Here is an 11,792-nt window from a genome sequence, read left to right on the forward strand (position 1 = left end):
CCTCGGCAATAGCTCCTGCATTGCTCTGCGTCCTGCAGTCGTGCGTTTTCTGCATTCACCACATCCTTGTGGCTCCAGGTGTCGGCAGCAGGGATGCTGCCGCCAAGCCTACAGGGACGTATTTACGGCGTCCTGCGTTCTGAATGACTTGTCCCGTCTTAAGTTGGTAACCGACAATCGTAAGCGCATGGATTTAATCATGTTTATAAAGTAGCTTATAACAAAAAACGTCGATTCCCGGCTGATAACACCGGGAATCGACGTTTTGTTGCGTTTTAAGCAGCTACGCCTAATAAAACAGCACCGGCTTTAAACACGGCTGTTGCGGCAGCACCTTCCGTCAAACCCAACTATCATTGGTTACCGTAGCAATAATGGTATCGCCGTCGACTAAGCCAAGCACGACCTCTGAATTTACTTGGCCTTTGTGAATCTGGCTAACTGTTCCAGACAACTGATTGCGGGCCGATAAACGATAGCCACCAAAGTCGGATACAATGATGACTTGTGGTGCTCTGACCAAGGCACTCACATCAATACCGGCCTTAATTCCTAAAGTCTCTGCCAACTCTCGTCACACCGACGCCACGATAGTTTCACCACCTTTTAACGCTACCGAAACCGTTACGTTAACAACAACACCAACGACAACATCGGTTATTTTGCCAAAAAAATTGATTTCGCGCACTTGCTTTCATGAAGCCTCCTAAATAAAAAACGTCTGATTCATCAAACAGACGCTGGTTAAGTTGTGCTAACAATGCTTGTTGTAAGCCCACAATGAAAAATTATATATAAAAGTATATAACGATAATTGTTTATTTATTCCTCTTGTCTGTTTAGCAGTTTCTAAATCGTGAATTACTGCTAAAATCGATGACGAAATAACACTATGAGGAGAAACCAATGGGCCGTACCCCGCTAATTAGACGACTAATCTTGGCGTTACAAAACGCTAGATACGAGTATTTAAAGGAACAACACCTTCCTTTACCCATCCCTAAAGAACTTGCCAATACCAGCAGACGCCGCTTTATTAAAACCAGTACCCTGGCGAGCTTACTTGGCTTAACAGGTGGCTTAACGACTAACGCATTTGCTGTGCCAATCACACCGAGAGCGAATGTTGTCATTATTGGCGCAGGGCTTGCCGGCTTGAATGCAGCGTACCAACTTAAACAAGTCGGCATTATCGCCGATGTATACGAAGCAAGAAACCGGGTAGGCGGTAGAACATTTTCTAAACAAATTCAGAACGGCCTAACGGTTGATATAGGCGCTGAATTGATTAATACTGACCATGCCGACATGCTCGATTTAGTCGCTGATTTTGATATTAAACTGTTTAACAAGCTGGAAGATGCCGATAGCCTACCCTATCCTAAAGAAGCTTTTTACTTTAATGGCATTAGCCGCACAGAAGCAGAACTCGCCGATGATTTGCGCGCGATTGCGGCACAAATCGCAATTGACTCGGCATTATTAGACGAAGATTGGGACACTAACGCGCCGTTTTTTGACCAGTTATCGGTAGCGGACTATTTAGAATTACACGCCGATAAAATCCCCAAGCTTTATATTAAACAACTACTGCACAGCATGATTCATACCGAATACGGTGTTGAAGCCAGCGCCTCGTCAGCACTGCAGCTCATCACGATTTTGCCAGTAGTCAACGGTCAACACGTAGATTTGTTAAGTTATAGCGATGAAGCGTTTGCCGTTATAGGCGGTAGCCAACAAATCGCCCATGCCTTAGCGAATACCCTAGACAAACAGGTTCATTTAAATAAGCGTTTAACAGCCATTAGTCAAGCCGATGCCAGTTACACGTTAAGCTTTGCCGATGGTTCGGTCATTAACGCAGATTATGTGATTATAGCCATACCCTTCCCTGCCTTAAACACCGTTACAGTTAACGTCAAACTACCAACACGGTTAAAACAGTTTATTGCGCAAGGTAAACTAGGCTCAAATGAAAAAGTGATTGCTGGTTTTAGCAACCGTTTCTGGCGTCAAGACAGTGGCTTTACCCTCGCTGCCTGGGGAATTAAAGGTGTGTCAGAAATTTGGGATGAAACTCAACGGCAACCGGAGCGTAACGATGCCGCGCTTAATTTTTTCTTAGGTGGCAAACAAGCAAGAGAGCTTGCTAGTGTTGCCAATGTCGACGCATTAGCCCAACAATTCACTGAGCGGTTAAATACATTTACTCCAGGTGCAAATACTGCTTTTACCGGTCATGTGGTTCACAGCTCGTGGACACAAAGCCCTTATACCCAAGGGGGTTATGCTAATTTTAAACCCGGTCAGTTAACACGGTTTAGCGATTATTTTTGGATAGATTCTAATAATCCAGATGAGCAGCAACAGGTTAATGTCGGTCATTTAATTTTTGCCGGTGAACACCTAAGCGATGCTTTTTACGGTTTTATGAACGGTGCCGCAGAAACAGGTCGATTAGCCGCCAATTTAGTGATTACTCAAATGGCTAGTAGTTGATTAAACCATAAGAGTCCAAAACACGTTTTGGACTCTTAAAAATGTTAAATGCTAAAACGTCAAAATACGATAAAAATTAATGGCCAGCGAGTCAGTTAGCTCATCAACCTAACGCAGCCCTAACGGATTATTAGGATCAACACCGTCCATAAACAGCTTGCGTCTATCTTGATTGGTCAATTGATAAACTTTTTCCTAACCAGTTATTAAATACGGCTTTTGCGGTATCGCGCCAAGTATTATCAAGCCCTGGCAATATTAACGACTCAGGAAATTCAGTTAACGGCAATCCTGAACATTTAGCAGAGCGAACATGCTGCTGATAGTCCAAAAGAATTTGTTGCGCCGCCGCATCGAAATAATGCTCAGGAAAAGGTGGGTAGTCGTCGATTTCCGACAGATAAAACCGCATGATTTCGCGCTTATATTCTTTCAGCAAACTAATATCATCATACTCAGGATGACCTTGAAAGAACACGATACGAAAACCATCTTCACTGACAGCCAAATGCACACCAGCCTCTTGGCTCGCTGCTAATACCTTCAGACCCTGCGCTTGCATATCCTGTTGAAATATCTCGTTAAAACGCGAATGCGGCACATCAAAACGAGTATTAATTTCAGCGACTAGCGGATGTGTTTTATCGTACACCTTATGCGCAAAAACCCCCCAGCGCTTATTAGGCAGACGTTTCCTAGCAATGCCATAGCGGTATTCAATAATCGCATGAGTGGCTAAACAAGAACACAAGACTGAGGTCACATTTTCACGCGCCCACGAAAATACTTCCGTCAATGGCAACCAAAAATCTTCTTCGGGCAACCTTGGGCGTGTCACGTTAGCACCACTAATAATTAATGCATCTAAGCCATCTTGTTTAATTTTACTAAACGGCTCGTAATATTTTTCAATATGGGCGCTGGCTTTGGCATTACGTGGCAAGCCTTCGATAGTAAACGGGTGCATATGAAACTGAACGATTTGATTACATGCGCCCACTAAGCGAAAGAATTGGCGCTCCGTCGCTTCTAATGCGGCGTCGGGCATCATGTTTAGTAAACCAATATGCAGTTCACGAATATCTTGATGCCGGGCACGCTCCGCCTCTATGACTTCCTCGCCTTCACCACGCAAACGTTCAAATGTGGGTAAATCGTTATGAGCAACTAAAGGCATGTTAGCCACCCATTATGATTTAGCCGCTAAAGCATCGGCGATTAATTGCACAAAATCTTCTTCAGTTTTAATCGCTGCCGTATCGTTCGCATCTATGGTATAGCCTAATTGCTCGGCAATCGCTTCATAGCGTGGCAACCTTGATTTATAAAGCTCTGGAAACACCCAGGTGACAAACTCATCAGGCGGCATTTGCTCAGTGCTTTGATAATTTCGTAACGCCAAAAACTCTGCCAATTTTTCATCTAAGAAAGCTTCTCGGTAATACAAGGGTTTAGGATCAGATTTCGCACGCTGAATAATCGTTTGCTCTAATGTCTCTGGGATTTTTATATAAATAATCAATGTATGCTGAGCCAACGTGGTTAACACTTCTTGATTATCTAGTTCACAAACACTACCACCAGCATCATTGATAAAATGCTTATAACCATAAATGTCTTCGGCCTTATGAATAAACTCTGGCACATCCAACATAGCAGCCACTTCCGCTTGGTAATGTAATTTTTGCCTGCGCTTAAATTCAGCTAAGGCCAAGCCACCTAACTTTGCATCACCTAGCTTACCCAAAAAACTTGATACTGCTGCTAAATTCTCGACGGTAATTTTTGCTACTGATATAAATCGAGTCAGATAGCAATAAATCCCTTAAGAAAGGCACGGTCATGGCCTGTTTTTTAATATTATCCAAAATCGGTTCTTTCAAATACTTAGTACCAATACGATAATCACCCGAATAATGAAACCATTTAGATTTTGGTAGCTTATTCGCTAATGTTGTTTTACCCGCGCCTGACATTGCAAGCAAAGTAATTCGCTTGGCTTGCCAATCCAAAAACTCTTGTTTACCCATTTTCATGGTATGTTTATTCCTCGTCTAAGAAATCGTCGATGTCCATGTCATCAGCACTGGGACCGTGACTATCAGGGTCGCTATACCCTAAATCATCCTCTTCTAATTCATCATACGGCGCACTCCAATCTTCCGGGTCCTCAATATAGTCAAACGTAGAGCCATACCAGCTGTCATGGTCATATTCGCCAATGTCGCCGTTTAAATACTGAACTTCGATAGAATCGTCGTTTTCTTCAATGTTAATAACCTTAAATGTCAGGTTATTTTCTAAGTCTTTATACCAGGTACCTACAATAGGATCTGCAATGGTAGCCATTTTTCACCTCTTTACTAAAATGATTAGGATTTATACAGTTTACGCGAATAACAACGTGGCATTAAATGTTTCAATTCACGCAAACGACCACTCTTGTATTAAACAATTTAAGACATATATTGTCTATCATGCCCGATTAACTACTACTGTGGATTATCTATGAAACAACTAATTTTCAGCACCTACGCCAAAGTATTATGTCCTGCTTTGCTCGTATTAAGTCAGATTTGTTATGCCGATTTACCTTTCTCAGTTAACAACCAACCGCTGCCGTCCTTAGCGCCGATGCTGGAACGCAGTATGCCTGCGGTTGTTAATATTTCAACATCCACTAATATTCAAATCAACGACAATCCGTTATTACAAGACCCTTTTTTTCGACATTTTTATAATTTGCCAAAACAACAGCAAAAAAATAGCTTAGGCTCAGGTTTTATTATTGATGCTAGTCAAGGTCTAGTATTAACCAATAACCATGTAATTGATAAAGCCGATAAAATAACTGTGACCTTAAAACGACGGCCGTCAGCTCAACGCCGAACTGGTAGGCACTGACCCAGAAGCCGATGTGGCTGCTATTCGCATTCCGGCAGACCACTTAACTGCACTACCTATTGCTGATTCTAGCCAGCTTAAAGTCGGGGATTTCGTCGTTGCTATCGGTAATCCATTCGGCTTAGGGCAAACCGTCACCTCAGGTATTATTAGCGCCTTAGGCCGTTCCGGTTTGGGCATTGAAGGTTACGAAGACTTTATCCAAACCGATGCCTCTATAAATCCGGGCAATTCAGGTGGTGCTCTAGTCAACTTGCGTGGCGAATTAATCGGCATGAACACTGCAATCTTAGCACCTAGCGGCGGCAATGTTGGCATAGGCTTCGCAATCCCGTCAAATATGGTCATGTCCATCAAAGATTCCTTAATTAAGCACGGCGAAGTAAGACGCGGCTTATTAGGCATTACCTCACAAGACTTAACACCAGACCTGGTCAATGCGTTTAATTTAGAAAACAAACAAGGTGCGGTCATTAGTCGTATCGAAAGTAATTCGCCCGCAGCGAAGGCAGGTTTAGAGCCTGGTGATATTATCGTAGGCGCTAATGGTAAAGCCGTTAAAAATAGCCATGATATACGCAATATTATAGGCTTATTGCAAGTCGGCGATGATGTAGAGATAGACTATTATCACGGCAATGAAAAACGCAAAGTCGTGGCAAAAATTGGCAAACCTGAGCGTCCACAACTAGCCGGTGAAAAATTACATAAAAAACTGCGGGGTACGATTTTAAGTGACTCACCAAAAAATCAAGTTGAAGGCGTATTAATCGAAAAAATCGATACCAGCTCCGAAGTATGGCGCACAGGCTTGCGCCCTGGTGATGTCATCGTCTCAGCCAATCGTTACCGGGTCCATAATCTTGAAGAATTTAAACAAGTCATTAACCCTAGCACAGGCTTGTTAATCAATATTCAACGCGGTCAGGACGGCTTCTTTTTGATGTTAAGGTAAACTTAACTTCTGCTAACCATTACTGTTGAGTTTTACCATGACTGAGGCACAAACGTTTATACCGCTCGCTATTGCGATTCTGGTCATATCAGATAGCCGTAGCGAATCAGATGACAGATCGGGCCAAGCTTTAAGACAAGGCATAGAAATAGCGGGGCATCACGTTATTGCCAAAACGATTGTACCGGATAATATCTATCAGATACGGTCGGCGGTCTCAAATTGGATCGCCGACGATGCTGTTGACATTGTTATCACAACGGGAGGTACAGGTGTAACAGGGCGGGATGGTACACCGGAAGCTATAACACCGTTATTGGATAAAACCTTAGATGGCTTTGGTGAGGTTTTTCGTATGTTGTCTTATCAAGATATAAAAACCTCAACGATACAATCACGTGCTGTTGCCGGAGTGGCCAACGGCACGTATATTTTCTGCTTACCCGGCTCACCCAATGCGTGTCGTACGGCTTGGGAGCATTTAATTAAAGAACAACTCGATTACCGCACTAAGCCATGTAATCTTGTACAGCTTATTCCTAGACTTCGGGAACATTAATGGCAACACCGTTTTTATTATGGGGTAGCATAGCGACATTAACAGGTGTCATTTTCGGCGCATTCGGTGCGCACGGCCTAAAAGCGCTCATTACGCCTGAATTGCTTAGCGTTTACCAAACAGGCGTACACTACCAAATCTGGCATGGCTTAGGTTTAATTCTGTTGCATATACTTACTCAGCAAACACCAACGTCAACGCTGTTAATCCGCGCCGGCGCATTCATGCTAGCAGGGATTATTTTATTTTCTGGTAGTTTATATTTACTGGCTATTCTCAAGCTACACTGGTTAGGCATGATTACGCCTATCGGTGGTTTATGTTTTATAAGTGCATGGACGATGGTGGTGATTTACGCCGCCAAAAACCAAGCATCAACTCACCCACATCAATAGGTTCCGCTATGCGTGACGCTAATCCTAAAACGATATTTCTAAAAGATTACCAAGTTCCTGATTATCTGATTCATACCGTCGATTTAACGTTTGATTTAGCTGAAGATAACACGCTAGTCAAAACTCAGTTATCCCTGGTTAAAAATCCAAGTTCATCGTCGGATAATGCCGATTTGGTATTAATGGGGGAAAATTTAGTGTTACATAGCGTCGTGCTTGATGGACAAACGTTATCGCACCCTGATTACTTACAAACCGATGAACAGTTAATCATCGCTAATGTGCCGCAACAACGCGAGTTCACTTTAACCATCGAAAATAGTATTAACCCTAAAGCCAATACTGCATTAGAAGGTTTGTACTTGTCGAATGGCATGTTATGCACACAATGCGAAGCGGAAGGTTTTAGAAAAATAACTTATTTCCTAGATCGCCCTGATGTCATGTCGCGTTATACCACAACAATTATCGGAGATAAGCAGCGTTATCCTGTGCTGCTATCCAACGGTAATAAAACCGGCTCTGGTGAGCTAAGCGATAATAAACACTGGGTAAGCTGGCAAGATCCTTTTAATAAGCCGTGTTATTTATTCGCCTTGGTCGCAGGTCAACTTGAGTGCATTCACGACACTTATACGACGCAATCAGGGCGCGTAATCAACTTAGAGATTTTTGTCGAACCCCATGACCGTGACAAATGCGCACATGCCATGCAATCGTTAAAATACTCTATGGCCTGGGATGAAGAAGTCTATGGCCGTGAGTACGACTTAGACTTATACATGATTGTCGCTGTCAGCCACTTCAATATGGGGGCGATGGAAAACAAAGGCTTAAATATCTTTAACACCAAATTTGTCTTAGCGCGCCCTGACACAGCGACAGACTACGACTACGAGCATATTGAAAGTGTCATAGCTCATGAATATTTCCATAACTGGACCGGAAACCGCATTACTTGCCGAGACTGGTTTCAACTAAGCCTAAAAGAAGGTTTTACCGTATTTCGCGATCAACAATTCACCGCAGATCGCACCTCAAAAGCAGTAAAACGTATAGAAGATGTTATTAACTTACGCACCCGACAATTTGCCGAAGACGCCGGCCCGCTAGCGCATCCTGTCCGCCCTGATGCTTATATCGAAATCAATAATTTTTACACACTCACCGTCTATGAGAAAGGCGCAGAAGTCGTGCGTATGTTGCACACGTTACTAGGTGAACAAGGCTTTAGAAAAGGCTGTGACTGGTATTTTGAGAAGTATGACGGTCAAGCAGTAACCTGCGATGATTTTGTCTTAGCTATGACAACGACTAACCCAATCGACCTAGAGCAATTCAAACTCTGGTACACCCAAGCAGGAACACCGGTACTGACCGTTACAAGCGACTATAATGCAACAACGCAAGCACTAACGCTTAATATTGACCAGCATTGTCCAGCTACACCAGGACAGCATGTTAAAAAACCCATGCATATCCCAGTTCGCTTTGGCTTAATCGACCAACAAGGCACGCCTATCCCTTGCCAAGTTAACTCAAACACCGCTTTAGCGAACGAACTCATTTTAGAATTAACCCAAGCAAGCCATACTTATGTCTTTAACGATATTAAAGAACAACCGGTAGTCTCTTTGCTGCGAGGATTCTCGGCTCCGGTCAAGCTGGTCATGGAACGAAGCTTAGATGAACTGGCATTTTTACTCAATTATGATACTGACACGTTTAGTCGCTGGGATGCCGGGCAACAATTGTCAACTCAAATCATTTTGGGATTAATTAACGATATACAAAACGGCCTTGCGTTGCAGCTTAGCCCAATTTTAATTGATGCATTCCAAAATTTATTAGCGCAATCCTGGCAAGACTTATCGTATTTCTCGCTTTTACTCAGCTTACCATCTGAGACTTATTTAGCAGAGCAAATGCCTATTATTGATGTCGTCGCGATTCATAAAGCTCGCGAATTCGTCACAAAAACTTTAGCCGAAAATTTACAACAAGCACTACAAACTTGGTATTTAAATCAGCATAGAGACGAATCAGGTTGTTTTAATGCAGAAGCCATCGGTCGCAGACGTATCAAAAACACCTGTTTACATTACCTAACAACTCTCGATGATGCAGCGATTAAAAACTGGGCGCACCAACAATTTAAAACCGCTAAAAACATGACCGACCAAATGGCGGCGTTATCGGTTATGGTTAATAATCCACATTATGCAAGGCGGCAATGTTTAATGGATTTTTACCAACAATGGCAGCACGAACCTTTGGTTATTGACAAGTGGTTTTCGCTACAAGCCTCTAGCCCTGGCCTTGATACTTATGACACGGTGTTAGCGTTACTAAAACACCCAGCGTTTGAGCTAAAAACACCGAATAGAGTGCGAGCGTTAATTGGCTCATTTAGCCAAGGCAATCCACTGCATTTTCATGCCGCAAACGGTACCGGCTATCAACTGCTCAGCGATATTATCATTGAGTTAAATAGCTTAAACCCTCAACTTGCCTCACGTATGCTAAGCCCTCTAACGACTTGGCGGCGCTATGACGACAGCCGACAAGCCTTAATGATTGCCCAATTAGAGCGCATCATCGCCACAGAGCATATTTCCCGCGATTTATACGAAGTAGCAAGCAAAAGCTTAAGCTAAGCCGTTTTTCTTTTTACTGGGTATCGGGTGGCTTATTCACCCGATACATGACCGTCTCAAATATCAAATCCATATTTAATTCATCTAGTTAAAATTCAAATATCAACTAAATTCTATTTAAAGTTGATTTTCCCATCATAAGATTGCACACTATGAGGAAACAAGTTCAACAAATTCCTCTATATTTAAACAAATCAAGCCTGATAACGGCATATTAATTAATAATAACCGGAATCAAATCGTTACCACCCGCCTGACTGGCGTACTTACACAAGATGTAATAATGCAATACGATTATGAACACCCCAGATCAGCACTAGCTATCACCTTATCGGTATGGAATGCCTTGTTTTTGCGTGAGGCAAGTACACGTCTTTCAGCTGGACGTATTGCCTGGGTTTGGTTGCTACTAGAGCCTTTATTACATATCACAGTATTGATATTACTTTTCACATTTATTCGTATGCGCACCGTCAGCGGTATGGATACCCCCTCATGGCTAATCATTGGCTTAACATTTAGTCTAGTATTCCAAAGATCGTCTAAGCAAGTACAAAATGCTGTTAACGCTAATCTCGGCCTTTTTACTTATAGGCAAGTAAAAAGTCATAGATGCATTATTTGTTCGCGGCTTTTTAGAAGGTTTTACATCACTATTAATAGGGGTTTCCTTAGGTTTTGGCGCTAGTTTTTTTGGTTTAAACTTAATCCCAGAAGAGCCTTTGCTTGCTTTTATTGATTATTTGGGCATGTGGTTAATGGGAATAGGATATGGGCTAATCTCGTCAGTAGCTACAGAGTTAATTCCAAAAATAAATATCGTGCTCGATTTTTTTGGCAAATTTTTATATTTAACTTCTGGAGTTATTTTCCCTGTCGCAAACCTTCCTGAGCCTTATCGAAGCTGGATATTGATTAATCCATTATTACATGGTGTAGAAGGCGCACGCGGTTATTTCTCACCTTATTATCACCCTGTGCCAGGATTAGAACTCAGCTATTTGTATTTATGCGCAATTATTATAATTTTTTTTGGCTTAGCGTTGCATAGACGTTTTGAGCAAGCGATGAAAACCAAATGATTATTGTTGATCAGGTTTATAAACGCTACCAAACTACCCATGGCCCTGGTAAATGGGTTCTAAAAGACATTTCATTTGTTATCCCTAAAAATGTCAGCGTAGGGTTAGTTGGACGTAATGGTGCAGGCAAATCGACACTATTACGCTTAATTGGCGGCACAGACTATCCCTCTAAAGGCCACATTGAACGGCGCTGCAAAGTATCGTGGCCTATGGGCTTTGGTGGCGGTTTACAAGGCTCGCTAACAGGCAGGCAAAATGCCAAATTTGTGTGTCGCATTTATGGGCATGAAGCCGATATTGAAGAAAAATTAGCGTTTATCCAAGATTTCGCTGAAATTGGCTCAGCCTTTGACGAACCTATTAGAACCTATTCGTCAGGTATGCGCTCTCGCCTGCAATTTGGCTTATCGCTAGCATTTAATTTCGACGTATATATCTCAGACGAAGTCACCGCAACAGGAGATGCTGCATTCAAAAAAAAAAGCCGCAGATGCCTTTAAAAACTTGGTCGGACAATCCAGCTTAATTATGGTATCGCATGGTGAAGGCACGTTAAAACAGTTTTGTACGGCGGGTATTTACTTACACAATGGTCAAGCCGATTGGTATGACAACCTAGAAGATGCCCTAGCCGCCTACAAAAACGACCGTAAATGAAGATATCCAAGCAACCTCGATTAGTCACGCGGCTAAAACAGCACAGCCTACTGCTAGCCACCGTCCTGTTAATCATCG

9 protein-coding genes and 3 pseudogenes are annotated in these 11,792 nt (G+C 42.6%); 8 read left to right on the forward strand and 4 right to left on the reverse strand.

Annotation, left to right across the window (positions count from 1 at the left end):
- Positions 1 to 340 precede the first annotated feature (340 nt).
- A complete protein-coding gene (locus tag VZ94_RS32590; RefSeq protein WP_338040548.1) occupies positions 341 to 568 on the reverse strand; it encodes a TOBE domain-containing protein in 228 nt (75 codons plus the stop codon).
- A gap of 338 nt (positions 569 to 906) precedes the next feature.
- On the opposite strand from VZ94_RS32590, the gene VZ94_RS19680 reads away from it, so the two are divergent.
- Positions 907 to 2,502, forward strand: a complete 1,596-nt coding sequence (locus tag VZ94_RS19680; RefSeq protein WP_045780532.1) for a flavin monoamine oxidase family protein — start codon at positions 907 to 909, stop codon at positions 2,500 to 2,502.
- Positions 2,503 to 2,610: 108 nt separating this feature from the next.
- On the opposite strand, the pseudogene metA reads toward VZ94_RS19680, so the two are convergent.
- The 3 genes and pseudogenes from metA to VZ94_RS19695 all read right to left on the reverse strand — a co-directional run bounded on the left by metA (position 2,611) and on the right by VZ94_RS19695 (position 4,851).
- Positions 2,611 to 3,679: pseudogene (metA, locus tag VZ94_RS19685) on the reverse strand (homoserine O-succinyltransferase MetA).
- 12 nt (positions 3,680 to 3,691) lie between these two features.
- A pseudogene (locus tag VZ94_RS19690) lies at positions 3,692 to 4,538 on the reverse strand (ATPase).
- Between the two features lie 7 nt (positions 4,539 to 4,545).
- Positions 4,546 to 4,851 carry a DUF6763 family protein gene (locus VZ94_RS19695; protein ID WP_045780533.1) on the reverse strand — a complete coding sequence of 102 codons (306 nt, stop codon included), beginning with the start codon at positions 4,849 to 4,851 and terminating at the stop codon, positions 4,546 to 4,548.
- Positions 4,852 to 5,010: 159 nt separating this feature from the next.
- On the opposite strand from VZ94_RS19695, the pseudogene VZ94_RS19700 reads away from it, so the two are divergent.
- The 7 genes and pseudogenes from VZ94_RS19700 to VZ94_RS27330 all read left to right on the forward strand — a co-directional run bounded on the left by VZ94_RS19700 (position 5,011) and on the right by VZ94_RS27330 (position 11,714).
- Positions 5,011 to 6,361, forward strand: a pseudogene (locus tag VZ94_RS19700) (DegQ family serine endoprotease).
- Positions 6,362 to 6,398: 37 nt separating this feature from the next.
- Positions 6,399 to 6,920: a molybdenum cofactor biosynthesis protein B gene (gene moaB, locus VZ94_RS19705; protein WP_045780534.1), complete on the forward strand. Its 522-nt coding sequence runs from the start codon at positions 6,399 to 6,401 to the stop codon at positions 6,918 to 6,920.
- Positions 6,920 to 7,315 carry a DUF423 domain-containing protein gene (locus VZ94_RS19710; protein WP_045780535.1) on the forward strand — a complete coding sequence of 132 codons (396 nt, stop codon included), beginning with the start codon at positions 6,920 to 6,922 and terminating at the stop codon, positions 7,313 to 7,315. The genes moaB and VZ94_RS19710 overlap by 1 nt, the downstream gene beginning before the upstream one ends.
- Before the next feature lie 8 nt (positions 7,316 to 7,323).
- A complete protein-coding gene (gene pepN, locus VZ94_RS19715; protein ID WP_045780536.1) occupies positions 7,324 to 9,972 on the forward strand; it encodes an aminopeptidase N in 2,649 nt (882 codons plus the stop codon).
- Positions 9,973 to 10,631: 659 nt separating this feature from the next.
- Positions 10,632 to 11,054 carry an ABC transporter permease gene (locus tag VZ94_RS23770; RefSeq protein ID WP_239650104.1) on the forward strand — a complete coding sequence of 141 codons (423 nt, stop codon included), beginning with the start codon at positions 10,632 to 10,634 and terminating at the stop codon, positions 11,052 to 11,054.
- On the forward strand, positions 11,051 to 11,557 hold the full coding sequence (locus VZ94_RS19725) for an ABC transporter ATP-binding protein (RefSeq protein ID WP_157844983.1): 507 nt from the start codon (positions 11,051 to 11,053) through the stop codon (positions 11,555 to 11,557). The genes VZ94_RS23770 and VZ94_RS19725 overlap by 4 nt, the downstream gene beginning before the upstream one ends.
- The gene (locus VZ94_RS27330) at positions 11,520 to 11,714 is read left to right on the forward strand and encodes a hypothetical protein (RefSeq protein ID WP_204369220.1); all 195 of its coding nucleotides are present in this window, start codon (positions 11,520 to 11,522) and stop codon (positions 11,712 to 11,714) included. Before VZ94_RS19725 ends, VZ94_RS27330 begins: the two co-directional genes overlap by 38 nt.
- Positions 11,715 to 11,792 lie beyond the last annotated feature (78 nt).

It is taken from the genome of Methylocucumis oryzae (assembly GCF_000963695.1).
Taxonomy (GTDB): Bacteria; Pseudomonadota; Gammaproteobacteria; order Methylococcales; family Methylomonadaceae; genus Methylovulum; species Methylovulum oryzae.

Excerpts from the sequence above, each read along its gene's own strand:
- moaB (WP_045780534.1), top strand. The coding sequence starts at position 6,399 with ATGACTGAGGCACAAACGTTTATACCGCTCGCTATTGCGATTCTGGTC.
- VZ94_RS19680 (WP_045780532.1), top strand. The coding sequence starts at position 907 with ATGGGCCGTACCCCGCTAATTAGACGACTAATCTTGGCGTTACAAAAC.
- VZ94_RS19710 (WP_045780535.1), top strand. The coding sequence starts at position 6,920 with ATGGCAACACCGTTTTTATTATGGGGTAGCATAGCGACATTAACAGGT.
- VZ94_RS27330 (WP_204369220.1), top strand. The coding sequence starts at position 11,520 with ATGCTGCATTCAAAAAAAAAAGCCGCAGATGCCTTTAAAAACTTGGTC.
- pepN (WP_045780536.1), top strand. The coding sequence starts at position 7,324 with ATGCGTGACGCTAATCCTAAAACGATATTTCTAAAAGATTACCAAGTT.
- VZ94_RS19725 (WP_157844983.1), top strand. The coding sequence starts at position 11,051 with ATGATTATTGTTGATCAGGTTTATAAACGCTACCAAACTACCCATGGC.
- VZ94_RS19695 (WP_045780533.1), bottom strand. The coding sequence starts at position 4,851 with ATGGCTACCATTGCAGATCCTATTGTAGGTACCTGGTATAAAGACTTA.